At 59.7% G+C, this 23,883-nt stretch carries 22 protein-coding genes and 1 pseudogene; 7 read left to right on the top strand and 16 right to left on the bottom strand.

The window, feature by feature from the left end:
- Positions 1–7: 7 nt before the first annotated feature.
- Complete coding sequence (gene hrcA, locus AC0KVQ_RS03420; RefSeq protein ID WP_473419718.1) at positions 8–1,036, bottom strand: heat-inducible transcriptional repressor HrcA; 1,029 nt, start codon at positions 1,034–1,036, stop codon at positions 8–10.
- Positions 1,037–1,126: 90 nt separating this feature from the next.
- Here hrcA and AC0KVQ_RS03425 point away from each other — a divergent pair, with 90 nt between their 5' ends.
- From AC0KVQ_RS03425 to AC0KVQ_RS03435, 3 genes are all read left to right on the top strand, one after another.
- Positions 1,127–2,002: an NAD(+) kinase gene (locus AC0KVQ_RS03425; RefSeq protein WP_473419719.1), complete on the top strand. Its 876-nt coding sequence runs from the start codon at positions 1,127–1,129 to the stop codon at positions 2,000–2,002.
- A 12-nt stretch (positions 2,003–2,014) separates the two neighbouring features.
- Entirely contained in the window at positions 2,015–3,676 is a 1,662-nt protein-coding gene (gene recN / locus AC0KVQ_RS03430) for a DNA repair protein RecN (protein WP_473419720.1), read from the top strand.
- A gap of 137 nt (positions 3,677–3,813) precedes the next feature.
- Positions 3,814–4,572: an SDR family NAD(P)-dependent oxidoreductase gene (locus tag AC0KVQ_RS03435; RefSeq protein WP_473419721.1), complete on the top strand. Its 759-nt coding sequence runs from the start codon at positions 3,814–3,816 to the stop codon at positions 4,570–4,572.
- Between the two features lie 7 nt (positions 4,573–4,579).
- Here the strand turns inward: AC0KVQ_RS03435 and AC0KVQ_RS03440 are convergent, their stop codons facing one another.
- Positions 4,580–4,951 (bottom strand): rhodanese-like domain-containing protein, encoded by a 372-nt coding sequence (locus AC0KVQ_RS03440; RefSeq protein WP_473419722.1) that lies wholly within the window; start codon positions 4,949–4,951, stop codon positions 4,580–4,582.
- Between the two features lie 31 nt (positions 4,952–4,982).
- Between AC0KVQ_RS03440 and tadA the strand changes: the two genes are divergently transcribed.
- Entirely contained in the window at positions 4,983–5,543 is a 561-nt protein-coding gene (tadA, locus tag AC0KVQ_RS03445) for a tRNA adenosine(34) deaminase TadA (RefSeq protein WP_473419723.1), read from the top strand.
- 110 nt (positions 5,544–5,653) lie between these two features.
- Here tadA and AC0KVQ_RS03450 read toward each other — a convergent pair.
- Positions 5,654–6,769 (bottom strand): annotated as a pseudogene (locus AC0KVQ_RS03450) (HD-GYP domain-containing protein); the annotation flags it as partial.
- Between the two features lie 78 nt (positions 6,770–6,847).
- Here AC0KVQ_RS03450 and AC0KVQ_RS03455 point away from each other — a divergent pair.
- Positions 6,848–7,765 carry a GNAT family N-acetyltransferase gene (locus tag AC0KVQ_RS03455; protein WP_473419724.1) on the top strand — a complete coding sequence of 306 codons (918 nt, stop codon included), beginning with the start codon at positions 6,848–6,850 and terminating at the stop codon, positions 7,763–7,765.
- A 76-nt stretch (positions 7,766–7,841) separates the two neighbouring features.
- A complete protein-coding gene (locus AC0KVQ_RS03460; protein WP_473419725.1) occupies positions 7,842–8,435 on the top strand; it encodes a MarC family protein in 594 nt (197 codons plus the stop codon).
- A 161-nt stretch (positions 8,436–8,596) separates the two neighbouring features.
- On the opposite strand, the gene AC0KVQ_RS03465 is transcribed toward AC0KVQ_RS03460, so the two are convergent.
- From AC0KVQ_RS03465 to AC0KVQ_RS03480, 4 genes are read right to left on the bottom strand one after another with little or no spacing between them, the layout of a single operon-like run.
- Positions 8,597–9,103, bottom strand: coding sequence for a universal stress protein (locus AC0KVQ_RS03465; RefSeq protein WP_473419726.1), 507 nt, complete (start codon positions 9,101–9,103; stop codon positions 8,597–8,599).
- Positions 9,100–10,086 (bottom strand): TerC family protein, encoded by a 987-nt coding sequence (locus AC0KVQ_RS03470; protein WP_473419727.1) that lies wholly within the window; start codon positions 10,084–10,086, stop codon positions 9,100–9,102. The genes AC0KVQ_RS03465 and AC0KVQ_RS03470 overlap by 4 nt, the downstream gene beginning before the upstream one ends.
- A gap of 10 nt (positions 10,087–10,096) precedes the next feature.
- Positions 10,097–11,047: a YcjF family protein gene (locus AC0KVQ_RS03475; RefSeq protein WP_473419728.1), complete on the bottom strand. Its 951-nt coding sequence runs from the start codon at positions 11,045–11,047 to the stop codon at positions 10,097–10,099.
- Between the two features lie 45 nt (positions 11,048–11,092).
- A complete protein-coding gene (locus AC0KVQ_RS03480; protein WP_473419729.1) occupies positions 11,093–11,458 on the bottom strand; it encodes an HPF/RaiA family ribosome-associated protein in 366 nt (121 codons plus the stop codon).
- A 115-nt stretch (positions 11,459–11,573) separates the two neighbouring features.
- On the opposite strand from AC0KVQ_RS03480, the gene nhaR reads away from it, so the two are divergent.
- On the top strand, positions 11,574–12,458 hold the full coding sequence (gene nhaR, locus AC0KVQ_RS03485; RefSeq protein ID WP_473419730.1) for a transcriptional activator NhaR: 885 nt from the start codon (positions 11,574–11,576) through the stop codon (positions 12,456–12,458).
- 45 nt (positions 12,459–12,503) lie between these two features.
- On the opposite strand, the gene AC0KVQ_RS03490 is transcribed toward nhaR, so the two are convergent.
- The 9 genes from AC0KVQ_RS03490 to pepN form a co-directional block, all read right to left on the bottom strand.
- Positions 12,504–13,055, bottom strand: coding sequence for a dihydrofolate reductase family protein (locus tag AC0KVQ_RS03490; protein ID WP_473419731.1), 552 nt, complete (start codon positions 13,053–13,055; stop codon positions 12,504–12,506).
- Between the two features lie 5 nt (positions 13,056–13,060).
- Positions 13,061–13,873 carry an indole-3-glycerol phosphate synthase TrpC gene (gene trpC, locus AC0KVQ_RS03495; protein ID WP_473419732.1) on the bottom strand — a complete coding sequence of 271 codons (813 nt, stop codon included), beginning with the start codon at positions 13,871–13,873 and terminating at the stop codon, positions 13,061–13,063.
- A 14-nt stretch (positions 13,874–13,887) separates the two neighbouring features.
- Positions 13,888–14,217 carry a GIY-YIG nuclease family protein gene (locus AC0KVQ_RS03500; protein WP_473419733.1) on the bottom strand — a complete coding sequence of 110 codons (330 nt, stop codon included), beginning with the start codon at positions 14,215–14,217 and terminating at the stop codon, positions 13,888–13,890.
- A 16-nt stretch (positions 14,218–14,233) separates the two neighbouring features.
- On the bottom strand, positions 14,234–15,262 hold the full coding sequence (trpD, locus tag AC0KVQ_RS03505; RefSeq protein ID WP_473419734.1) for an anthranilate phosphoribosyltransferase: 1,029 nt from the start codon (positions 15,260–15,262) through the stop codon (positions 14,234–14,236).
- A 10-nt stretch (positions 15,263–15,272) separates the two neighbouring features.
- Complete coding sequence (locus tag AC0KVQ_RS03510) at positions 15,273–15,842, bottom strand: aminodeoxychorismate/anthranilate synthase component II (RefSeq protein ID WP_473419735.1); 570 nt, start codon at positions 15,840–15,842, stop codon at positions 15,273–15,275.
- Between the two features lie 353 nt (positions 15,843–16,195).
- Positions 16,196–18,148, bottom strand: a complete 1,953-nt coding sequence (locus AC0KVQ_RS03515) for a MacB family efflux pump subunit (RefSeq protein ID WP_473419736.1) — start codon at positions 18,146–18,148, stop codon at positions 16,196–16,198.
- A gap of 8 nt (positions 18,149–18,156) precedes the next feature.
- Positions 18,157–19,371 carry an efflux RND transporter periplasmic adaptor subunit gene (locus AC0KVQ_RS03520; RefSeq protein ID WP_473419737.1) on the bottom strand — a complete coding sequence of 405 codons (1,215 nt, stop codon included), beginning with the start codon at positions 19,369–19,371 and terminating at the stop codon, positions 18,157–18,159.
- 108 nt (positions 19,372–19,479) lie between these two features.
- A complete protein-coding gene (gene trpE / locus AC0KVQ_RS03525; protein ID WP_473419738.1) occupies positions 19,480–20,949 on the bottom strand; it encodes an anthranilate synthase component I in 1,470 nt (489 codons plus the stop codon).
- Between the two features lie 169 nt (positions 20,950–21,118).
- Positions 21,119–23,767 carry an aminopeptidase N gene (gene pepN, locus AC0KVQ_RS03530; RefSeq protein ID WP_473419739.1) on the bottom strand — a complete coding sequence of 883 codons (2,649 nt, stop codon included), beginning with the start codon at positions 23,765–23,767 and terminating at the stop codon, positions 21,119–21,121.
- Positions 23,768–23,883: the final 116 nt, after the last annotated feature.

The raw sequence follows: 23,883 nt of genomic DNA on the forward strand, positions 1-23,883 counted from the left end.
AATCCGTTTATTGTGAGAGCGCGCTCGATAGCAGGCGCGCGGTAATGTCGACGATCGGGATCACGCGGTCGTAGGCCATGCGGGTCGGGCCGATCACGCCCAGCGTGCCGACGACTGCGCCGTTGACCTGATAGGGCGCGGCGATGACCGAGCATTCGTCCAGCGGGGCGATGCCGGATTCCTGGCCGATATAGATCTGTACGCCCTGGGCACGGTTGCCCAGTTCCAGCAGTTGCAACAGCGAGGTTTTCTGCTCGAACAGTGCAAACAGCTGCTTCATGCGCGTGACATTGGAAGAAAGATCACCGATATCGAGCAAGTGATGCTCGCCGGCGATGACCACATTGTCTACCTCGTTGGTGATGCTGTGGGAAACCGCCACGGCGGCATTCATCAGGCCGACGATATCGCTTTTCAGGCGAATGAGCTCGCTTTGCACCAGCTGCACCAGGCTGATAAGTGTTTTGCCGGCGCAGTGCTGGTTGAGGAAGTTGCTGGCTTCGAGCAGCTCGTTCTGGCCGAACTGGCGCTCGGTCTGGATGATGCGGTTCTGCACATCGCCATCGCCAGTCACCAGAATCAGCAGCACGCGCTTGTCGGAAAGCTGCAGGAATTCAATGTGCTTGAGCGTGATCTCGTGGCGCTTGGGTGACATCACCACGCCGGCAAAGTGCGTGAGCTGCGATAGCAGCTGCGAGGCAGCAGCGATGGTGCGCTGCGGGCTATCCACCGGCAGGTGTTCCTCGATCTCGCGGATTTCCAGTTTTTGCAGCGGTTGCACCGCCAGCAGCGAATCGACAAACAGGCGATATCCGCGCACGGTCGGGATGCGGCCGGCGGACGTGTGCGGGCTGGTCACAAAGCCCAGATCTTCCAGTTCGGCCATGACATTGCGGATCGTGGCCGGGCTGACATCCAGGCCGGAGTATTGCGACAGGGTTTTCGAGCCAACGGGCTGGCCGTCGGCAATATAGCGCTCGATCAGCGTTTTCAGCAGGATCTGGGCTCGATCGTTCGGCATGGCAGAGCGGCGCATGCGATTGTCTCCGGTTGTCGCGTATTCAGGCTGGATTTTAGCGCGGGTTGTGTGTTTAATGCGTTCCACCACCATCGCAGATTATCCGATATGAACAGTCTCTTCAAAACCATCGTCCTGATCGGCCGCCCTTCCACGCCAACGCTGAAGGATCCGATCATGCGCCTGGTGGAAATGCTGCCTGCGCACGGTGTGCGCGTGCTGATCGAGGAGCAGACCGCCGGCGAGCATGAATTGGTGCAACACCAATCGGTCAGCCGGGAAAATGTCGGCAAGCTCGCTGATCTGGTGATTTCGCTCGGTGGCGATGGCGTGATGCTCGGTGCCGCACGCCTGTGCGCGCCATACCATGTGCCGCTGATTGGCGTGAATCTCGGGCGGCTGGGTTTCCTGACCGATATCGCCATGACAGCGATGGAACAGCAGGTCACCGATATCCTGCATGGCGAATTCACGCCGGAAGACCGCATCATGCTCGAATCGGTGGTGGTGCGCGATGGCAAGGAAATCGACCGCCAGCTCGCTTTCAACGATGTGGTGATGTGCAGGGGCAATACCGGGGCGATGATTGATTTCGAGCTGTTCATCGATGGCAATTTCGTGTGCAGTCAACGCGGTGATGGTTTGATCGCTTCCACGCCCACGGGTTCCACTGCCTATGCGCTGGCTTCAGGCGGGCCGATCCTGCATCCGAGCCTGCCGGCGATTGCACTGGTGCCGATCTGCCCGCAATCGCTCTCCAATCGCCCTATCGTGGTTACCGATACCAGCATGGTCGAACTCTTGCTGACCAAGGCGCATGATGTGCACGCCTATTACGACAACCAGTACGATTGCCGCCTGCAGGAACGTGACCGCCTGATGGTGCGCCGCTTCCGCAATACGCTGCGCATCCTGCATCCGCATAATTATCACTACTACGATACCCTGCGCGAAAAACTGCGCTGGGGTGAACAATTCGTCTGATTCTTCCCGCCTATGTTGCTGACGCTTGCTCTGCGTAATTTCGTGATCGTCCGTGAGCTGGAACTCGAATTCCAGCACGGGCTGACGGTTCTCACCGGCGAAACCGGCGCCGGCAAATCCATCCTGATCGACGCGCTTGGCTTGCTGCTCGGTGATCGCGCCGATGCTGGCGTGGTGCGCCATGGCGCGGACAAGGCCGAATTGCAGGCTACGTTTGCCTTGAGCGGCTTGTCGGGTGCACAGGGTTGGCTGGCCGATAACGAGCTCGCCGGCGATGACGCGGAAACCTTGCTGCTGCGCCGGGTGATCGACGGCAGCGGCAAATCGCGCGCGTGGATCAATGGCGCGCAGGCAACCCTGGCGCAACTGAAAGAGCTGGGTGAAATGCTGGTCGAAATCCACGGTCAGCACGAGCACCAATCCCTGCTGAAAACCGATGCCCAGCGCAGCCTGCTCGATAGTTACGCCGCAACCCTTCCGCTGGCGCGTGAGGTGGCCGATGCTTATCGCGATTGGCGCCGGCAGGCAGATGAGCTGGCGGCTGCCGAATCCAATGCGCAAGCGTTCGAAGCCGAGCGCGAGCGTTTGCAATGGCAGGTCGATGAAGTGGCTGCCCTGGGCTTCACCGCTGCCGAGTGGCCGGAATTGCAGGCCGAGCACAAGCGCCTCAACCATGCCGCCAGCCTGATCGAAGGCGTGCAGGCCGCACTCACCGTGCTGGCCGATGGCGACGAGAATTGCCAGGGCTGGATCGGTGGCGTGAGCTCGCGTCTGGCCGAGCTGGCCGATTACGATGCCGGCGTGAACGAGGCGCAGGAACTGCTGGCCGGCGCCGAGGCGCAGTTGTCCGAAACCGTGCATGCCCTGCGCCACTATGCCGACCGCCTGGAGCTGGACCCGGAACGTTTGCAGGACGTGGAAACCCGACTTGATGCGGTATTTCGCATGGCGCGCAAATACCGTGTCGAACCTGAGCTGCTGCCGGAAAAACTCGCCAGCTGGCAGGCGCGTCTGGCCGAGCTGGGTGGCAGCCAGGGTGTGGAGGCACTGCGCAAGAACGTGGCCAAGGCAGAAAAAGCCTATCGCCAGCTTGCCGATTCCCTCTCGCAACAGCGGCAGCGCGCAGCGGACAAACTGGCAGAAGCGGTGACGCAGGAATTGCAGCAACTGGCGCTGGCCGGCAGCCGCTTTGAAATTGCCCTGCTGGCGCTGGAAAAGCCGGCTGCCCATGGGCTGGAACAGGTGGAATTTCGTGTCGCCAATCATGCGGCTGCCCCGGCCCGATCCATGGCAAAAATCGCTTCGGGTGGGGAATTGTCGCGCATCAGCCTGGCGTTGCAGGTGATTACCAGCCAGATATCCGGTGCGCCAACCATGATCTTCGATGAGGTCGATGTCGGTATCGGCGGGCGCGTGGCGGAAATCATCGGTCGCATGCTGGCCGAACTTGGCAGCAGCCGCCAGGTATTGTGCATTACCCATTTGCCGCAAGTGGCAGCGCGCGGCAGCCATCATCTGCAGGTCAGCAAGGCGCAGGATGCCCAGGGCGTGGCCAGTACCATCCGCGTACTGGATGCGGGCGAGCGCATCGAGGAAATTGCCCGCATGCTGGGTGGTGTCGATATCACCGAAACCACGCGCAAGCATGCGGCCGAAATGCTGGCAGATGCCTGAGTCTTAAACCCTCTCCCCAACCCTTTCCCGCATGCGGGAGAGGGAGAAAAAACGGTGGTCTTGGCCAAAACCCCCTCGCCCGCGTGCGGGAGAGGGGCTGGGGGAGAGGGGGAGTGTTTTCATATCGGGAGATAAAAATGAAACAGAAAACCATTCTGGTTACCGGTGCAAGCGCCGGCTTTGGTCTGGCGATTGCCGAACGTTTTGCCAAACGTGGCGACAAGGTGATTGCCTGCTCGCGCCGCACTGCTCCGCTGGATGCGCTGGTGGCCGAGAGCGAAGGCCGTGTGCTGGCACTGAAGCTCGATGTGCAGGATCGCCAGGCTGCGCTGGATGCCGTGGCCAATCTGCCAGCCGAATTCAGCCAGATCGACGTACTGGTCAACAATGCCGGCCTGGCGCTGGGGCTGGAACCGGCACAGGCCGCGCATCTGGATGACTGGGATACCATGATCGCCACCAACTGCAACGGCCTGGTCTACATGACGCGTGCCGTGTTGCCAGGCATGGTCGAGCGCGGTGCCGGGCAGGTGATCAACATCGGCTCAGTGGCGGGGCTGTTCGCCTATCCGGGCGGCAATGTCTATGGCGCGACCAAGGCCTTCGTGCACCAGTTCACCAACAACCTGAATGCCGACCTGATCGGCACGGGCGTGCGCGCCACCTGCGTCGAGCCGGGCATGAGCGGCGGCACCGAGTTTTCCAATGTGCGTTTCAAGGGGGACGACGGCAAGGCGGCCTCCGTCTATGACGGTGTACAGCCGCTGACCTCGGAAGATATTGCCGATACGGTAGAGTGGGTGGCCGACCGTCCCGCGCATGTGACGATCGGCAGCATCATGATGATGTGCAGCAGCCAATCGTTCGGGCCGCTGGCGGTCAAGCGCAAGTCATAGCATCCGGTTACTCAGTTTTTACCGGAGGCAGGTTGCCGAGCGAACCCGCATTCAGTACCTGGGTGTAACCGGCTTCCTGCAGCAGGCGGCGCGCCATGGCCGCGCGCATGCCGCTCTGGCAATAGATGATGACCGGCTGATCGGGGCGCGCCTGCAACGAGGTGACTTCGCCCGACAGATTCTCCAGCGGTATGTTGCGGGCGCCCGGATAATGCCCCCGGTCGAATTCTTCCTTGCTGCGCACATCGAGCACCAGTGCGCCGTTTGCCAGTGCGCTGGCCAGTAACTTGGGATGACTGCGTCGCATCATCCTGCGCCAGCGCAGGTAGATGAATACCGCCACGATGGCGAGTGCGGTCAGAATGGTTTTTTGGTCCATGATGGGCCTCCTTTGCAGCGAATTTACCGAGATGCCCCAAATTTGTGAAGCGGGAAGCCGCACCCCGCAAAAAACCGACGAAGACTTCATGCGCCTGGCCCTGGCCGAGGCCGGTAAAGCGGCAACGTTGGGTGAGGTGCCGGTGGGTGCCGTGATCGTGCACGATGGCGAGGTGATCGCCACGGGTTTCAATCAGCCGATTGGCACACATGATCCTTCCGCACATGCCGAAATGCGCGCGTTGCGCCTGGCTGCCGAGAAGCTGGGCAATTACCGCCTGCCCGGTTGTGAGCTTTATGTAACGCTGGAACCTTGCATCATGTGCGCTGGTGCCATCATGCATGCGCGCCTGGCGCGCGTGGTCTATGCCGCGACTGACCCCAAGACCGGTGCTGCGGGCAGTGTGATCAACCCGTTTGCCGACCGCCGCCTCAATCATCACACCGAAGTGACAGGCGGGGTGCTGGCGGCAGAGGCATCGAGCATGCTGTCGGATTTTTTTGCCAAGCGCCGCCATGAACAGAAAGCCGCACGCCAGCGGCAGATCCAGGAAACGGAATCCGGCGCTGCCGAGACCGGTTCGCCCCAGTAATGCGCGACAATCTGGCGCAGATTCTTTACCAGTTGCCCCTCATCCAGTCGGCTCACGCAGGCATGCAGTTCCGGCGCTATGCCGATAAAGGACTGCAGCAGTTCCGGATCAAAGTGATTGCCCGATTCCTGCTGCAGGATGGCGATCGACTGTTGCAGCGATAGCGCGTTTTTGTATGGCCGCTCGGTCGTCAGCGCATCGAATACGTCGGCAATCGCAAAAATGCGCGCGGTCAGCGGAATATTCTTACCTGCCAGCCGGAGCGGATAACCGGTGCCGTCAAACCACTCGTGATGCCCCATTATCACGTTGCGGGCATGCCGCAGCCAGCCGGAATGGCTGACGATTTCAAGGCCCAGTTCGACATGGCGCTGCATCTGCGCAAACTCTTCTCGGGTCAGCTTTCCCGGTTTGAGCAGGATCGCATCCGGTATGCCGATCTTGCCGACATCGTGCAGGAAAGCACCGGCGATCAGTTCCCGAATCTGGCGCGCCGGCAAGCCAAGGTGCTCGGCCAGCATCAGTGCATAAAATGTCACGCGGTAGTTGTGTGCGCTGGTGTCCGAATCACGCTGGGCCACCGCACTGCCGAGCACTTCCATCAGTTCGATATTGCTGTGCAAAAGATTATTGGCGCTGGTCTGCAGATTGGCGTGCAGCGAACGGATAAACGGGTAAAGCAAGAACGTGGTGGCGATGACAGTCAGCAAAACCACCATCAGGATTTCACGTGTTTCCTCGCGCAGTGCATGCAGGCGTTCATTCGGAATACGGTAGAGGCCATTCAGGTAGCCCCTGAGCTGGTTGTCGACCTTGATCGGCAGCGACAGCCAGACCAACTCAAGCGGACCCTGGTGCAGGATGGCCGAATGCTGCCGGCCGTCACGGCGCCAACTTCCCGGCAGTTCGCGTTCCAGCGCAAAGCCGATGGTTTCGGCTTCCAGGTCGGATTTCTGCGCCAGCAACCGGCCTTGGGCATCAAACAGATCCAGCGCGACAAATCCGGGAAACCGTTGTGTATCGATGGGATCGGGATAATCAGACTGACGATTTTCGAGTGTAGCCAGAATCGAGGGCAGAGAGGATTGAACGATAGCTTCGGTTTGCTGCAGCTTGATGGCCTGAATCCGGTGCATGCGGTAGAAATAGACCGAGCTTGCCGCCAGCACCGAGATTACGATCCAGCCAAGAATTAACCGGTAAAATGTTGCCCGATAGGTGTTCATATTTCTGCAGGCGTCATGCAATCTGAAATTATCATGCCTGCCGGCTTACTGCTCAATGTAACTAATGGAACAAATTCCATGCAGATCGTGATCGATATTCCCACCCAGCAATTGGCCTTGCTGGCTTCATCCGGCGAGGAAATTTGCCGTTATCCCATTTCTACCGCAGCGCTGGGCGTGGGCGAGAAGCGGGGCAGTTTCCAGACTCCGCGCGGTCGTCATGTGATCCGCGCCAAGATCGGTGCCGGCTTGCCGCGCGCTGCCGCCTTGGTCGGACGTCGCCCAACTGGAGAAATCTGTACCATCGAACATCTGGCGCAGCAGCCCGAGCGCGACTGGATCCTGAGCCGCATCCTCTGGCTCTCTGGCTGCCAGCCCGGCTTCAACCGTCTGGGCGATTGCGACACCATGGCGCGCTATATCTATATCCACGGCACACCGGATGAAGAGCCGATCGATCGGCCCGCCTCGCATGGCTGCATTCGCATGCGCAATGCCCATGTCATCGATCTGTTCGAGCGCGTGCCGGTGGGCACGGAAGTGCTGATCATGCCGGATCGATCCGATGATCCCGCCACTTTCCCGCTGGTCCGGCTCGATTGGTGCCATGGTCGTGCTGCACTTTCCAGCGTACGGCGGCAGGTGTTTATAGAAGAGCAGGGGGTGCCGGCCGAGATCGAACTGGATGAGGCCGATGCCACTGCCACGCATTTCCTGATCTGGGATTGGCAGGGCAAGCCGGTGGCGTGCGCACGCCTGTTGCCCGAAGGCAAGGTTGGCCGCATGGCGGTGCTGCCGGATTGGCGCGGGCAGGGCTTGGGTGATCGCCTGCTGCAGGCCGTCATCACTGAGGCCAAAGCGCGCGGCTGGTTCGAATTGCGCGCTGCGGCGCAGGCGAGAGTTACCGGTTTTTATTCCCGGGCCGGATTCGAGCAGGTTGGTGACCGCTTCGAGGCGGCCGGCATCGAGCACCAGATGATGCGCATTTTCCTGTGATTGCCGAAATCCCGTCTTGCCACAAGGCCGGCAAACCGGGCATGTTTGCCGGCCTTCTCAATGACTGGTGATCCCCATGCAGGTTTTGTCCCTCGCCATCACGCTGTTTTTTGTTCTTGATCCGTTCGGCAACCTGCCGATCGTGCTGAGCCTGCTGAACAAAGTGGAGGAATCGCGTCGCTGGAAAGTGGTGCTGCGCGAATCGCTGATCGCCTTGCTGCTGCTGGTGATTTTCTATGCCGTGGGGCCGCAGTTCATCAGCCTGCTCGGCGTTGGCCCCGACGATCTGACTATCTGTGGCGGCGTGGTGCTGGGCATCATTGCCTTGCGGCTGGTGTTCCCGGATGAACGGGCAAACAGCGCCAAGGAGCAGGAAGCCGAACCCTTTATTGTCCCGCTGGCCATCCCGCTGATGGCCGGGCCGTCCGCACTGGCCACGGTCATGATCATGGCCGCCCAGTCCGCCGCCAACCCCATGCTGGGACTGGGCATGATGACGCTGGCCTGGTTTGTCACGGCATTGCTGTTGCTGATCGGCGTGATGCTCGGCAGCTTCATCCCGCCGCGCCTGCTGATAGCGTTCGAGCGCTTGTCCGGCCTGCTGCTGGCCGTGATTTCCGTGCACATGATCATGACGGGTGTGCGGGCATATTTGACGGCCCCGCTGTGACGGCCGCCGTCATCCAAGTCCAGCTGTACCAGGCTCTGTAATGTTTGAACGCGTCGCCCCGGCGAAGGCCGGGGCCCAGGTCGCCAGCCCGCGCAGTGACTGGATTCCGGCCTTCTCCGGAATGACGACCTTTTAAAACTTCAAAGGGCCTGATCAATAACTCACGGCACCACCATCACGGGCACCCGGGATCGATGCATGACCTTGTAAGTCACTGAGCCGAACACCAGGCTTTCCACCCGGTTCAGCCCGCGGCTTCCCATGATGATGCTGGTGGCGTGCAGCCGGGCCACCTGTTCGAGGATGCGCTCGGCCGGTTCCCCCATGGCTACGTGCAGACGCCATGGCAGCGCTCTCGCGTCGAGCAGCTTGCGCGCCTGTTCCGTAGCCTCCAGGGCGAAGCGGGCCAGCTCGGTTTCGGCCGCCTCCTTCGATAACCATGGCTGCACATGGACAAGATGCAGGGCGCAGGCCTTCATTTCGCCGGCCAGGGTCGCGGCATGGGCGAGGGCGCGCAGCGCGTTGTCCGAACCATCCACGGCGATCAGCCAGGGGTTCGCACCCGCGTCCGGAGGCGGTGGCGAACTCTCAAATACCAGCTTGATCAGGCGCCCTTCGCTGTCGCGTTCGCTACCATCGGGCAGCGGGATCGGTTGTACGGGGCTCATGCTTTTTCTCCTGCGGCAATGGGTTTCGGTTTCGAGAACATCAGGCTGGCCACGACAGAAACGAGGATGATGCTGCCGACAATCGAGAGCGACCACTGGATCGGCATGTGGAACCACGGCATTGCCAGCATCTTGCCGCCGATGAAGACGAGCACGATGGCCAGCCCGTACTTGAGCAGGTGGAAGCGCTCGGCCATGTCGGCAAGCAGGAAGTAGAGCGCGCGCAGACCCATGATGGCGAAGATGTTCGAGGTAAACACAATGAAGGGATCAGTGGTCACCGCGAAGATGGCCGGGATGCTGTCCACCGCGAACACCAGATCGCTGGCCTCGATCAGCGCGAGGACGAGGAACATCGGTGTTGCCCACAAAATGCCGTTCTGCCGGACGAAGAAACGCTCGCCGTGGAATTCCGGCGTGATGCGCAGGTGCCCGCGCAACCAGCGCAGCAGCGGGTTCTTTTCGAGGTCGGGTTCGGCCTCGGCAAAGATCAGCATCTTGATGCCGGTAATGACGAGGAAGGCGCCGAAGACATAGAGAATCCAGGCAAATTGCTGTACCAGCCAGACCCCGGCCAGGATCATGCCGGCGCGCATGACGATGGCACCCAACACGCCGTAGAGCAGTACGCGGCGCTGCAGCTCCGGCGGTACGGCGAAGTAGGTGAAGATCATGACGAAGACAAACATGTTATCCACCGACAACGACTGCTCGATCAGATAACCGGCGAGGAATTCCAGGGTCTTTGTGCGCGCCACTTCAGCGCCCTGGGTATCGTTCAGATACCACCACAAGAGACCTGCGAAAGCCAGCGCAAGGCTGACCCAGACGGCGACCCAGGCAGCGGCTTCCTTGACGTGGACACGGTGTGCCTTGCGACCGCCGAAAACGAACAGGTCGAGTGCCAGCATGACCAGCACAAAGGCGATGAAGCCGGCCCACATCGGGCCGGTGGCGAAACTGACTGCGGTGACATCGTTCATGGCTGCATCCTCAGCTGCGTATCAGTGTCATGACTTGGCCAGCATCCAGTGTCGCGGCCTTTTGCTGGATCTGCGGCAGGTATTGTGTCTGCATTTGCTTGGCCGGGCCGAGCAGGTTCTGGAAAGTCTCGCGCAGCAAAGCCGTGCTCATGGTTCGCCCGCCGGCGTAGTAGCGCCGGGCAACCTGGCCCAGCGCATAGGTGGTGGCAAAGGAAAAGGCCATGCCGGTCGCCGCACTGCCGACCTTGCCAAAAGACTTGCCCGCGGCCTTGCCCAGCAGGCCACCCAGCAACTTGCGGCCGAACTGCTCCAGATATTGCGAAGTCAGCCCGACCCCGGCTGTCGCAATGAATTCCTTGATATGACCCTGATCGAGTGATACGCCATGTGTCTTGCCGATGCCATAGATCATCTTGATCTGCAGCGGGATGATCGCCATCGAGGCCCAGGACTGCGGCAGCAGTTCCAGCGCGCCGGCCAACAGGGCGTAATTGAGGATGGATTTATCCTGCTCTGCATCCGTCATGCCAGCGCTGACAGGTGTTGCTGGCGTATCGACCGGCCGGGATGGCGCGGATTCGGTCTGCTCCAGCAACCCGTCTACCTCCTTTTCGATCTGGTTTGCCTCATCCGCCGGCAGGGCAAGCTGCTGCTTGAGTTCATCGAGAAAACGCCGCTCGCCTTCGACCAGTCGTCCATCGGCTTCGCAGATGCATACCGCCATTTCATAGGCGAACTGACGCTGGCCGGTATCGGTTAATTTCGTGGCGACGGCGGTCAGTGGCAGGCGCTTGAGCAATACGTCCTGATACAGTCGTGGCAGATCGGGGGCACTGTTTTCATCTGCCAGATTATCGGCGATGCGGCGGATTTCCTCGCGTTCCTGCTCGTTTTTGGCGCCGTCGGCAAAGGCGGCGTGTATGGAAATCGCAAGTATGGCTTTCTGTTCTTCGCTGTTCATTTCGGCTTCTCTTTCAAAATTATGCTGCAACGATGTTCGCCTTGCTCACAGAGGTGTTTCGGGCTCAATTTTCGCCGCTTCGCGGATGGAAGCACCTGTGTTGGCAAGGCGGTGGTGCCGGGCGATACGCCGGTCAAGCGTGCGCCCGGCACGTTCGGCTGCGCGGCCAATGGCGACGTAAAGGTCTGCCTGGGTGTCATCAATGGCAATGGTGGAAGCACCCTTCAGCCGGACCTCGATCCCGCAGCGTTTGTCGACACCGCCTCTGGCACCATTGACATCGGAGAGTCGCACCACGATGCGCGAGACCATGTCCCGGCCGTGATTCAAGGCATAAGCCAGCCGCCTGGTGATGTGCTCGCGCAGGCCTTCGGTCAGACTGAAATCGCTGGAATGAATCTGGATTTGCATGGTCGTTCTCCGTGGGTAACAGGGTGATGTCTGTATTATGTGGATCACATTTGTTCGATACAAACAGATAATATTTGAGGATATATTCGAAAATAACGAACAAGGATGAGGCGCCATGCTCAATTTCAAGCATCTGCATTACTTCGTCAGCGTTGCCCGCGAGGGTGGCGTCATCCGCGCCGCCGAGCGTCTGCACCTGGCACCTCAGACCCTCTCGGGCCAGATTTCACAATTCGAGGAAAGGCTTGGGGTGGTGCTGTTCAACCGTACCGGGCGCCGGATGGAGCTGACGGAGGCGGGCAAGCTGGCCTTGTCCTACGCCGAAGAAATCTTCCAGACCGGGGCGGAACTGGAAGACATCCTGCGCCAAGGCGGGGGAGGCCGTTTTGTGACCTTTCGGGTTGGCATCGCCGACGTGGTACCCAAGTTTGTCGCCCACCGCCTGCTCACCCCGGTGCTGGATCAGCCGGAAGCGGTGCGCCTGGTTTGCCACGAGGATCGGCTTGAACGCCTGTTGGCCGAGATGGCAATCCATCAGCTCGACATGGTGCTGGCAGATCGACCGATGCCGCCTGGCACGGATATCAAGGGTTACAGCCATCCTCTGGGGGACTCTGGCGTTGCTTTCATGGCATCACCAACGCTGGCCGGCAAACTGAAAGGGGAATTCCCGAAGTGTCTGGAAGGTGAGCCGCTGCTCCTGCCCGGCAAGGACAGTGCCTTGCATGGGGCTTTGCCGCGTTGGCTTGAGCGCCAGGGCGTGCGGATGCGGATCGTAGGCGAGTTTGACGACAGTGCCCTGATGAAGGCGTTCGGAGAGGGGGGCGCCGGCGTCTTTGTCGCCGCCACGGCCAGCCTGCCCGACATCATGGCGCACTACAAGGTCGAGCAGGTGGGTAGCACGGAGGAGATTCGCGAACGCTATTTCCTGATTTCACCGGAGCGGCATCTGACGCATCCGGCGGCACGGGCCGTCAGTGAACACGCGCGTTCCGTTTGATGATTGCGGGGGAATGATGCATATTCCCCCGCAATTGTCGGTAGCTTATGCCTGTTCTTGTGCACCCGAGACAGGGCGGCGATAAACCAGTTGTACCAGGCCGGTGTGATAGGCGCGGTGGGAAACCAGTTCGAGCCGGTTTTCCGGCTGGTTGCCGCGGAATAGCGGGATGCCGCGCCCCAGCAATACCGGATGAATCGACAGGATGATTTCATCCACCAACCCGGCCTGCAGGCATTCGTCGACCAGCTTGGCGCCACCTACCAGCCAGATCGTGCCTTTGTCTTCCTGCTTGGCACGACTCAGCCACTGTTCGATCGGTTCGGTGGCGAATTTCACTTTGGGATGGGGCTGACCTGACATGCCGCGCGAAAACACCACGCCTTCCTTGCCTTCATACGGGTAGTAGCTGCCCAGCTTTTGCAGTTGCTCCCAGGTGTGGCGGCCCATGATCACGGTATCGACTTCGTTGTAGAAGGCCTCATAGCCGTAGTCCTGGTCATCAAACAGCCAGTCGATGCTGCCGTCTTCGCGGGAAATGTAGCCATCCAGGCTGGTGGAGATAAACAGGCTGACCTTGCGTTGGTTTTCCATCATGTTCTTCAAATCTTCATTGCGGGGTAGGCGGGAGAGAAAAATTGCGACAGTGCCGCACCGGGCGAGGGCTGGCGCATGAAGGCTTCACCCACCAGGAAAGTGTTCACGCCGTGGTCGTGCATCAGTTGCACATCCGGCGTGGACAGGATGCCGCTCTCGGTGACCACGATCTTGTCTTGCGGGATGCGTTCCAGCAGGTCGAGCGTGGTTTGCAGCGTGACTTCAAAGGTGCGCAGATTGCGGTTGTTGATGCCCAGCAGCGGGGTTTTCAGCTGCAGCGCGGCATCGAGTTCCTGGCCGTTATGCACTTCCACCAGCACTGCCATGCCCAGCGCGTGGGCGATCGCCTCGAAATCCTGCATCTGTGCGACGGAGAGTTCGGCCGCGATCAGCAGAATGCAATCCGCACTCCAGGCACGCGCTTCGAAGATCTGGTATTCATCGACCATGAAATCCTTGCGCAATGCCGGCAGGCTGCAGGCAGCACGCGCAGACTTCAGGTAATCCGCATGGCCCTGGAAATACTGCACATCGGTGAGTACCGACAGGCAGGCTGCGCCATGTTGTTCGTAATCGGCAGCGATGGCCGGCGGATCGAAATCGGCACGGATCACGCCCTTGGACGGGCTGGCCTTCTTGATCTCGGCGATCACGCCGGGCTGCTTGGCAGCATGCTTGGCGCGAATGGCACCGACGAAATCACGCCGGTCGGCATTGGCTTCTGCCAGGGCGCGAATGGCTGCCAGCGGGATGATTTTTTGCGCCGCAGCCACTTCTTCGTACTTGGTGGCCCAGATTTTTTTCAGGATGTCGGACATGGCGATGATTAAAGCTATGAGTTTGTAGTGTCACTAGATACGTTTCTGTCGGATTTATCAGGAATAGGCTTAAATTTTGGCCACTGGTTATATCCGATCAGAGGATCATTTGAGCAATATTGCCGGATTAATTCTATTTCTTTTGCATTGACCTCTTTGTCAGTAGCGATGGCGGACGACCAAAGAATTACTTTTCGTACGGTGAAGTCTTGTTTTTGCTCTTCGGAAAAATCTTTCTCAATCAAACGGCTATCTGCACTTCCAAAGTAGTTCAGTGTCCCGGTCAAATCTTTGCCGATATAAATTTTTCCATTTGGATAGGTGATTTTGTAAATCACTTTCATAGCAGGAAATCGCTTTTTAAGCCTTGAACCCTTGCGTCATGGCCACCAGGGCATCCAGCTTCGCCTGAGCCGCGCCGCTGTCGATGACCTGTCTGGCGAGTTCGATCCCGTCCGCCAGGGTATCGGTCAGGTTGGCCGTGTAAATGGCCGCACCGGCATTGAGCAGCACGATGTCGCGCGTCGGGCCTTGGGCGCCGGAAAGTACCCGTTTGACGATGGCGATCGATTCGGCGACATTGCCGGCATGCAGATCCTGCTGCGTACACAACTCGAAACCGAACTGGCGCGGGTCGATTTCATATTCGGTGATCTGGCCGTTCTTGAGCTCGGCCACCATCGTGGTATCGGTCAGGGTGATCTCGTCCATGCCGTCGCGACCCATGACCACCATGGCATGCTTGCTGCCCATCTGTTGCAGCACGCGGGCGATGATGCCGACCAGATCGGCATGGAAAACGCCGATGAGCTGGTTCTCGGCCTTGGCCGGGTTGGTGAGTGGGCCGAGGATGTTGAAAATGGTGCGTACGCCCATGTCCTTGCGTACCGGCGCCACGTGCTTCATGGCGCTGTGATGGTTCGGTGCGAACATGAAGCCCACGCCGAGTTCGTCGATGCATTCGCCAACCTGGCCGGCGGTGATGGCCAGATTCACGCCCAGCGCCTCCAGCGCATCGGCGCTGCCGGAGCTCGACGACACCGCACGGTTGCCGTGCTTGGCCACGCGTCCACCCGCAGCGGCGAGTACGAACATCGAGGTGGTCGAGATATTGAACGAATGCAGCCGGTCGCCACCGGTGCCGACGATGTCGATCAGGTGGCTGCGATCAGCCACCACGACCGGCGTAGCGAATTCGCGCATCACGGTAGCGGCAGCAGCGATCTCGGAAACCGATTCCACCTTGCAGCGCAGGCCCATCAAAAGCGCAGCCGTCTGCACATGGCTCAACTCGCCCGACATGATCTGGCGCATCAGGTGCAGCATTTCATCGTAAAACAGTTCGTTGCCGTCGATCAGGCGGTTGAGTGCGGCTTGTACGGTGATCATGGTCGGTCTCTCAGGCAAATTCTTTGAGGAAGTTGTCGAGCATCGCGTGGCCATGCTCGGTCAGGATCGATTCCGGGTGGAACTGCACGCCCTCGATCGGCAGCGTTTTATGGCGTACACCCATGATCTCGCCATCGTCGGTCCATGCGGTAATTTCCAGGCAGTCCGGCAGCGTTTCGCGCTCAATGGCCAGCGAGTGATAGCGTGTGACATTGAACGGGGAGGGCAGCCCCTTGAACATACCGATACCCTTGTGTTCGACGGCAGATACCTTGCCGTGCATCAGCGTCTTGGCATGCACGATCTTGCCGCCAAAGGCTTCGCCGATTGATTGATGGCCGAGGCAGACGCCCATGATCGGCAGCTTGCCGGCAAAGTGCTTGATCGCGGCCACCGAGATGCCCGCTTCCAGCGGCGAGCAAGGACCGGGGGAAACCACCAGGAACTGTGGCTTGAGCGCTTCGATCTGTTCGAGGGTGATTTCGTCGTTGCGGTAAACCTGAACGTCCTGGCCGAGTTCGCCGAAGTACTGGACGAGGTTGTAGGTGAAGCTGTCGTAGTTGTCGATCATCAGCAGCATGATTCATTTATCCCTTTGATTTTCCTGAATTTGTTTCAGGAGAATTGTCATTCCAACCCGTTTTGTTACCCGCAAGTCATCGTATTGGCGCTTAGCGCCAACGCAACGGGGCAGGCCATACCGGGTAGAAAAGACTTGAGGACATGATGCTGTCAGCGATCAATATGAAGTAAGGCAACGATTGTCGCGCATTCGCGGCATCGCGGCAACCGTGTTGACCGGACTTGCCGGTTATCGAAGGGGAGTGCCAGTGGTTTAGTCAGGCACTCCCCTCGCCCGCCTGCGGGAGAGGGGCTGGGGGAGAGGGCAAGTCGACGCCCGCGTAAACAGAGCATTACGCAATGGCTGGGATTTCACTCGCGTGCCAGTGCTTCTACCGGATCCAGTCGCGCTGCGTTGCGCGCCGGCATGAATCCAAAAATCACACCGATCAGCGTGGCGCAGGAAAACGCGCTGACAATCGAGGTGGTGGTGTACACCATGCTGAAACTGCTGCCGCTGTGGGCGAACACCAGGCCAAAGCCCAGGGCGAGACCAATGCCGAGCAAACCGCCGCACAGGCAAACCAGCACGGCTTCGATCAGGAACTGCTGCATGATATCGCTCTGGCGTGCGCCAATCGCCATGCGCACCCCGATTTCCCGGGTACGCTCGGTGACGGAAACCAGCATGATATTCATCACGCCGATGCCGCCGACAATCAGCGAAATCACCGCGATCATCGACACCAGCAGGGTCATGGTGGCGGTGGTTTTTTCAATGGTCTGGCGCACGCTGTCGCTGTTGAAAATGTAAAAGTCCTTGCGGCCATGGCGCTGCGTCAGGATTTTGATGAGACTGGCTTCAGCCGCAGCGGTGTCGATACCATCCTTCACGCGCACAGTCAGGCTCTTGAGATGGCCCTCCCCCGTGATGCGCCCCATTGCGCTGGTGTAGGGCATCCACATGCTTAGACTACTGTTATTGCCAAAACCACTTTCCTTCTTTTGCGTCACGCCAACGATGCGGCAGGGCACATTGCCGATCAGCAGGATTTCGCCGATGGCAGAGCGGTTCGGGAAAAGTTTTTTCCTGGTGTTGTCGTCGATGACGATTTCCTGCGCCAGACGCTGCACGCTGGCTGCATCGAAGAATCGCCCTTCTGCCAGCTCCAGTCCGCGTACGCGGAAATACTGTTCGCCCACGCCGGTGATCTGGGCGCTGACAGCCTGGTTGCCGAAGCGTACGAGCGGGCTGGTGGAAACACTGGGGGTAACGCTGTCCACCCAGCTTTCCTGGGTCAATGCAGCGGCATCCGATGGCCTGAGCGTTTCGATCGCGGCGGATTTGCGGTCACCGAAATCTTCGCCGGGATAGACATCAATGGTGTTGGTGCCCATTGAACTGATGTCTTTCAGGATCTTCTGGCGCGAGCCTTCGCCCAGCGCGACCACAGAAACCACGGCAGCAATGCCGATGATGATGCCCAGCATGGTCAGGAACGTGCGCAACCGGTGTGCATTCATGGCAATCAGCGCCATGCGCAGCGCTTCGTAGAATCGATCAAACAGGCTTTTCCAGCGCGAATTGACTGGTGCCGCTTGTGCGGGTGGTGTTGCCGGTAACGCGGGCGCGTCTGTGTGCTTGCGCGTGTCGGCGGTGATCTCGCCATCACGGATTTCGATGATGCGCCGGGCATGTTCGGCCACCTGCATATCGTGCGTGACCAGGATGATGGTATGCCCCTCGGCATTCAGCTCCTTCAGGATGGCCATGACCTCGCGCCCGCTGTGGCTGTCCAGTGCACCGGTGGGTTCATCGGCCAGGATCACCTTGCCGCCGTTCATCAGGGCGCGGGCGATGCTCACGCGCTGTTGCTGGCCGCCGGAGAGCTGGCCGGGGCGATAGCTGATCCGGTCTGCCAGGCCTAGCCGGGTCAGGATGGCATCGGCGCGGGCGTGCCTTGCCGGCCGGTTTTTTCCGGAATAGATGGCGGGAATCTCGACATTGCCGCGCGCATCCAGATCGGTCAGCAGGTGGTAGCGCTGGAAGATGAAACCGAAATGCTCGCGGCGCAGCGCTGCCAGCTCATCCGGTGTCATGCTCTGCGTGCTGCGGCCATTGACGTAATAGTGGCCGGCAGTGGGCTTGTCCAGACAGCCCAGGATGTTCATCAGCGTGGATTTGCCCGAGCCGGAAGCGCCGACGATGGCAACCATTTCACCGGCCTCGATCGTCAGGGCGACATCGCGCAAGACGGTAACAGGGGTGTCTCCAGCCGGGTAGGCACGGCATACGCCTTCCAGTTGCAGCAGGGGGTGAGTCATGCCCGGCCTCACATCGGTGGCGGGCCCATCGGGCGCTGATTGTTGCCGGAAGCGGCGTTGTCCGCGCTGGCTTCGCCGACCACGACACGCTCGCCCGCCTGCAAGCCGTCGAGGATCTGCACCTTCACGCGATTATTGATGCCAACTTTGACCAGACGTGGCTGAGCGCGGCCATCGGCCTGCAACACCCGCACGCCCTGCTTGCCATCGGGCAGGGTATCGAGCGCCGTGGCTGGAATCAGCAGCGCCTGTTTGGCTTCATTTAGAACAATGTTGACCTGTGCGGTCATGGAAATGCGCAGTTTGCCGTCCGGATTGGCCGCATCCAGCAGGCCGTTGTAGTAAATCGCCGAGGATGTAGAGCTGGATGAGCTGGAGCTGCTGGATGATGAACTGGAGGAATCGCTGTCCTCGGTGCTGGGCATGGGTTCGATCGCGCGCAGCGTGGTGTAGTAGCGTTTTTCCGGTTCGCCCAGAATGGTGAAATAGGTCTTCAGGCCGGGTTTCACCCGCGGCACATCGGCTTCCGAGATTTCGGCTTTCACTGTAATCGTGTCGAGCTTGGCCAGCTTGATGATGGTTGGAGCGCTTTGGGTCGAGTTGACCGTCTGGCCTTCCTTGACCGGGATGCTGACTACCACGCCATCCATTGGTGCCACGATGCGGGTGTAACCGAGGTTGACCTGTGCCGTGTTCACAGCGATGCGCGCCTGGGTAATCTGTGCATCCAGTGCCGCAATGTCGGCTTCTGCTGTTTTCAGTGTCGCGACGGCGCTTTCATGATTTTCCCGCGACCCCGCATCGGCGGCCAGCAGTGCCTGCTGGCGTGCATGCGCGAGTCTGGCCTGCTCCAGCGTGGCCTGCTTGGCAGTTTTCTGGGCCAGGATGTTGGCCAGCTCCGCTTGCGCTTTTTGCAGGTCGTTCTGCTGGGTCAGCGAATCGATTTCGGCGATCAGTTGCCCGCTTTGGATGGTGTCGCCCAGCTTGACATGCAAAGCCTTGATCTGGCCGGAAACCTGCGCGCCGACGCTGACCTGGCGCAGTGCTTCGATGGTGCCGCTGGCCAGTACGGTTTCTTCAATGTCGGCCACCTCGGCCGGTGCGGAAAGGAATTGTGGCTGATCAGGTTTGCGCGGCAGGATAAAGTAAGTTGCAGCCAGCGCGATCAGCAGCACGGGAATAAACCAGATCCTGTAACGGACCAGCAGGGCAGGAATTTTCATTGCGGGGATAGGGCGGATTGAACCAGGGATTCATTCAATCCGCCATTATCCGTGCATGATCCTTAAAGGCGTGTCATGAAGGTGTAAATATTTGCAAAGAAATGGTATTCAGGCATCCAGCCCGCGCTGGACCATCTCGGCCGCACGCAACACTGCGCGAGCCTTGTTCAGCGTTTCCTGCCATTCGCTCTGTGGCACCGAGTCCGCCACGATACCGGCACCGGCCTGCATGAAGAGTTTCTGGTCTTTCACCACGGCCGTGCGCAGGGCAATGGCCACGTCCATGTCACCATTGAAGCCCAGATAACCTACGGCCCCGGAGTAGATGCCGCGCTTGCTCGGCTCGAATTCGTCGATGATTTCCATTGCACGCACCTTGGGCGCGCCGGAAACGGTGCCGGCCGGGAAGGTGGCCTTGAGCACGTCGATTGCGCCCATGCCCGGTTTGAGCGTGCCTTCCACGCTGGATACGATATGCATCACGTGCGAATAGCGCTCGATCACCATCTTGTCGACCAGCTTGACGCTGCCGGTCTGCGCCACGCGGCCGGCATCGTTGCGGCCCAGGTCGATCAGCATCACGTGTTCGGCAATTTCCTTCGGATCGGCCAGCAGTTCTTCTGCCAGCGCCAGATCTTCTTCGCGGGTCTTGCCGCGCGGACGGGTGCCGGCAATCGGACGCACCGTGATGCGGTCGCCCTCCAGTCGTGCCAGGATTTCCGGCGAGGCACCCACGATATGGAAATCGCCGAAGTTGTAGAAGAACATGTAAGGCGAAGGGTTGATCGAACGCAGCGCGCGATAGAGCGCCAGCGGCGATTCGGCAAACGGCGCAATCATGCGTTGCGACAGCACCACCTGCATGATGTCGCCATCGGTGATGTATTGCTTGGCCTGGGTTACCGCCTGCTTGAAGGCTTCCTCGCCAAATTCGGAAGTGGCAGGGGTCAGGGCGGCAGCCGGTTTCGATAGCGGCACTTCTACCGGCTCGCGCAGTTTCACGCGCAAGGCTTGCAGGCGAGCCTCGGCGCGGTCATAGGCATTTTCTTCGGCCGGATCGGCGTACACCACGAGGAACAGTTTGCCGGAAAGGTTATCGACCACGGCCAGTTCCTGCGACAGCAGCAACTGGATATCCGGGGCGCCGATGGCATCGGGCTTCTTGCATTCGGCCAGCTTCTTTTCGATGAAGCGGATCGTCTCATAGCCGAAATAGCCGACCAGCCCGCCCAGGAAACGCGGCAGATTGGGCTGATGCGGCGCCTTGAACTGTTGCTGGTATTCAGCGATGAAGTCGAGCGGGTTGCCTTCGTGGCGGGTGATGACCACATCGTCGGTGATGACTTCGGTAACCTGATCCTTCACCACCAGCCGCGTACGTGCCGGCAGGCCGATAAAGGAATAACGGCCGAAGCGTTCGCCGCCGACTACCGATTCCAGCAAATAGGAATACGGGCGATCAGCCAGCTTCAGGTAGACCGACAGCGGCGTGTCGAGGTCGGCGAACAGTTCAAGGATCAGCGGGATACGGTTGTAGCCCTCGGCAGCGAGGGCTGCAAATTCAGCACGGGTCAGCATTTCAGTTTCTCCGGAACAAACGGTTTAAGCAGGACAAGGGCGCAGGCACGCGATTACACGCGACGCCATCGCCATTCGAGCCAGATTTGTCCGGAGTGAAATGCCATGATGCGGGATAACCCTGTCTGTGATAGAGCCAATCTATTGTCCCGGATTTTTTCGCAATGCGTCAATGGCTTTCCCCGCCAGCCTGCAGGGCCTTGCTGACGATTTCGAATGTGCCTGCCGAGAGTCCTTCATGCTGGCTGATGCGTTCCAGTTCGGCTCGCATCATGGCGCGGCGATTCGGCTCGATACGGGTCCAGCGGTTGAAAGCGGCGGCAATGCGCGAAGCCAGTTGCGGGTTGAGCGGGTCGATTTCGATCACGCGATCGGCAGCAAACGCATAGCCGTAGCCGTCCGCGGCATGGAAGTGCGCCAGGTTCTGCGAGCAGAATGCACCGATCAGGGCAATTACCTTGTTCGGGTTCCGGATTGAGAATGCCGGGTGTTCGACCAGCTGCTGCACGCGCGACAAGGTGCCCGGCCGGCGGCTGAGCGCTTGCAGGTTGAACCATTTATCCATCACCAGTGCATCGGCTTGCCAGGTCTGGGCGAACTCGGCCAGCTGCTGTTCGGCGCCGTCGCGGTTCACCATGGCGCGTAGCGCCGCCAGCCGATCCGTCATGTTGTCGGCGGCATGATATTGCTTCTGCAGCAACTCGCTTACCAGCGGCTCGTCCAGTTCGGCCAGATAGTCCAGGCAGGTGTTTTTCAGGCTGCGGCGTGCAACGGCGGTGGCATCGTAACGATAGGTGGCGCCATCGTTCAGGCGTGAGTAGGCGGTCAGCAATTCCGGGCGCAATTCCCGCGCAATCTGCTGGCGCACGGCCTGGCATATCCGGTTGAGCCGGGCGGGATCGACATCGCTCAATTCTTCCAGCAAGGTGCGCTCGCTCGGCAATTCCAGCATCAGTGCCACCAGTGCCGGATCGAGATCATTGCGGGTGAGAATGCTGCGCAATGCCGCGATATAGCTGGCTGGCGCGCTGCAGCTGGCTTGCGTGCTGGCATACAGCTGCTTGAGCATGCGCCCGGCATAGGTATTTGCCGCTTCCCAGCGATTGAAGGCGTCCGCATCGTGGGCCATCAGGAAGGTGAGTTCTTCTGCGCTCCAGGCGTAATTCAGCCGTACCGGTGCCGAGAAATCCCGCAGCAGCGAGGGCACGGGCTGGCAGGGCACATTGATAAAGGTGAAGCGGGATACCGTCTCGCGCAGTTCAAGAATGCGGGTGGTGGCGCCGGCGCTGGCTTCCCCGTCCAGTTGCAGGGGCAGGTCATTGCCGCGCCGGTCGATCAGACCCAGTGCAAACGGGATATGGAATGGCAGTTTTTCCGGCTGGCCCGGCGTGGGCGGGCAGGATTGGCGAATGGTGAGCGTCCAGGTGCGGGCCGATGCATCGTATTCGGTTTCGATATCGAGTTGCGGGGTGCCAGCCTGGCTGTACCAGCGTTTGAACTGGTCGAGATCCACTTTATTGGCATCGGCCATGGCGGCAACGAAATCATCGCAGGTAACGGCCTGGCCATCATGGCGGCGGAAGTAGAGATCCATACCGCTGCGGAAGCCCTCGCGGCCAAGCAGCGTGGCCAGCATACGTACCACTTCCGCACCTTTTTCGTACACCGTCATGGTGTAGAAATTGTTGATCTCGATATAGCTGTCCGGGCGGACCGGGTGGGCTTGCGGGCCGGCATCCTCGGCAAACTGCAGTTCGCGCAGGTGGCGCACATTCTGGATGCGTTGCACGGCGCGGCTGCCGATGTCGCTGGAAAACTCCTGATCGCGGTAAACCGTGAGCCCTTCCTTGAGCGAGAGCTGGAACCAATCGCGGCAGGTCACGCGATTGCCGGTCCAGTTGTGGAAGTATTCGTGCGCAACCACGGCATCGATGCCATCGAAATTGGCATCGGTCGCGGTTTCCGGCTTGGCCAGCACGAATTTGGTGTTGAAGATGTTCAACCCCTTGTTTTCCATCGCGCCGAAGTTGAAATCCGACGTGGCCACGATCAGGTAGGCATCCAGATCGTATTCCAGCCCGAAACGCTCTTCGTCCCAGCGCATGGCTTTCTGTGCGGCGGCGAGCGCGTGATGCGCTTTGTCCAGATCGCCGGCCTCGACATAGATTTCGATGTTGACGTTCTTGCCGCTGGTTGTGGTGTGCTGGCCGGTCAGCGAAACCAGTTTGCCGGCAACCAGCGCAAACAGATAGCAGGGCTTGCGGTAAGGATCGACCCATTTCACCCAGTGGCGGTTGCGGTCCATCACGCCTTCGCTGACGCGGTTGCCATTGGAAAGCAGCACCGGATACTTGGTCTTGTCGGCAATGAGGGTGGTGGTAAAGCGCGCCATCACGTCCGGTCGGTCGAGGTAATAGGTAATGCGGCGAAAGCCCTCGGCTTCGCACTGGGTGAACAGGTTGCCGTTGGACTGGTACAAGCCCATCAGGCGCGTATTGCTGGCCGGGTTGAGCCGGGTCACGATTTCCAGGATGGCATTCTGGTCGATGCCGGGGATCGTCAGCGAATCCGGCGCAAGCTCGAATCGGGCATGGTTGAGCAGCATGCCATCGAGCTTGACCGATTCCAGCGTCAGATCCTCGCCGCTGAGGATCAGCGGATGCGTGTTGTTCGCGAGTGCCGGATTGCGCTGGATGACCAGGCGCGAAGTGACCTTGGTCGCGGTTTCGTCGAGCTCGAAAGTCAGATCGACGCGGTCGATCAGGAAGGCCGGCGGGGTGTAGTCCAGACGTTGAATCGGTTGGTGATTTTGGCTCATGTTTTCAGTGGTCTGCGTGCAGGCACAAAAGAATTTTTTATACCTGTTTTTTACTAAAGATAGATGAATATGGTTTTTATTAATATAAAGCTTTACTGGTATAGTAGTCGTCGATC

The sequence above is a fragment of the Formivibrio sp. oc-25 genome, assembly GCF_055810895.1.

Excerpts from the sequence above, each read along its gene's own strand:
- AC0KVQ_RS03510 (WP_473419735.1), bottom strand. The coding sequence starts at position 15,842 with ATGCTGCTGATGATCGACAACTACGACAGCTTCACCTACAACCTCGTC.
- AC0KVQ_RS03480 (WP_473419729.1), bottom strand. The coding sequence starts at position 11,458 with ATGCAAATCCAGATTCATTCCAGCGATTTCAGTCTGACCGAAGGCCTG.
- AC0KVQ_RS03490 (WP_473419731.1), bottom strand. The coding sequence starts at position 13,055 with ATGATGGAAAACCAACGCAAGGTCAGCCTGTTTATCTCCACCAGCCTG.
- recN (WP_473419720.1), top strand. The coding sequence starts at position 2,015 with ATGTTGCTGACGCTTGCTCTGCGTAATTTCGTGATCGTCCGTGAGCTG.
- pepN (WP_473419739.1), bottom strand. The coding sequence starts at position 23,767 with ATGAGCCAAAATCACCAACCGATTCAACGTCTGGACTACACCCCGCCG.
- trpD (WP_473419734.1), bottom strand. The coding sequence starts at position 15,262 with ATGATCACCGTACAAGCCGCACTCAACCGCCTGATCGACGGCAACGAA.
- trpC (WP_473419732.1), bottom strand. The coding sequence starts at position 13,873 with ATGTCCGACATCCTGAAAAAAATCTGGGCCACCAAGTACGAAGAAGTG.
- AC0KVQ_RS03455 (WP_473419724.1), top strand. The coding sequence starts at position 6,848 with ATGCAGATCGTGATCGATATTCCCACCCAGCAATTGGCCTTGCTGGCT.
- AC0KVQ_RS03465 (WP_473419726.1), bottom strand. The coding sequence starts at position 9,103 with ATGAGCCCCGTACAACCGATCCCGCTGCCCGATGGTAGCGAACGCGAC.
- AC0KVQ_RS03515 (WP_473419736.1), bottom strand. The coding sequence starts at position 18,148 with ATGACTCACCCCCTGCTGCAACTGGAAGGCGTATGCCGTGCCTACCCG.
- AC0KVQ_RS03440 (WP_473419722.1), bottom strand. The coding sequence starts at position 4,951 with ATGGACCAAAAAACCATTCTGACCGCACTCGCCATCGTGGCGGTATTC.
- hrcA (WP_473419718.1), bottom strand. The coding sequence starts at position 1,036 with ATGCGCCGCTCTGCCATGCCGAACGATCGAGCCCAGATCCTGCTGAAA.
- trpE (WP_473419738.1), bottom strand. The coding sequence starts at position 20,949 with ATGCTGACCCGTGCTGAATTTGCAGCCCTCGCTGCCGAGGGCTACAAC.
- AC0KVQ_RS03475 (WP_473419728.1), bottom strand. The coding sequence starts at position 11,047 with ATGAACAGCGAAGAACAGAAAGCCATACTTGCGATTTCCATACACGCC.
- AC0KVQ_RS03435 (WP_473419721.1), top strand. The coding sequence starts at position 3,814 with ATGAAACAGAAAACCATTCTGGTTACCGGTGCAAGCGCCGGCTTTGGT.
- AC0KVQ_RS03470 (WP_473419727.1), bottom strand. The coding sequence starts at position 10,086 with ATGAACGATGTCACCGCAGTCAGTTTCGCCACCGGCCCGATGTGGGCC.
- nhaR (WP_473419730.1), top strand. The coding sequence starts at position 11,574 with ATGCTCAATTTCAAGCATCTGCATTACTTCGTCAGCGTTGCCCGCGAG.
- AC0KVQ_RS03425 (WP_473419719.1), top strand. The coding sequence starts at position 1,127 with ATGAACAGTCTCTTCAAAACCATCGTCCTGATCGGCCGCCCTTCCACG.
- AC0KVQ_RS03500 (WP_473419733.1), bottom strand. The coding sequence starts at position 14,217 with ATGAAAGTGATTTACAAAATCACCTATCCAAATGGAAAAATTTATATC.
- tadA (WP_473419723.1), top strand. The coding sequence starts at position 4,983 with ATGCCCCAAATTTGTGAAGCGGGAAGCCGCACCCCGCAAAAAACCGAC.
- AC0KVQ_RS03460 (WP_473419725.1), top strand. The coding sequence starts at position 7,842 with ATGCAGGTTTTGTCCCTCGCCATCACGCTGTTTTTTGTTCTTGATCCG.
- AC0KVQ_RS03520 (WP_473419737.1), bottom strand. The coding sequence starts at position 19,371 with ATGAAAATTCCTGCCCTGCTGGTCCGTTACAGGATCTGGTTTATTCCC.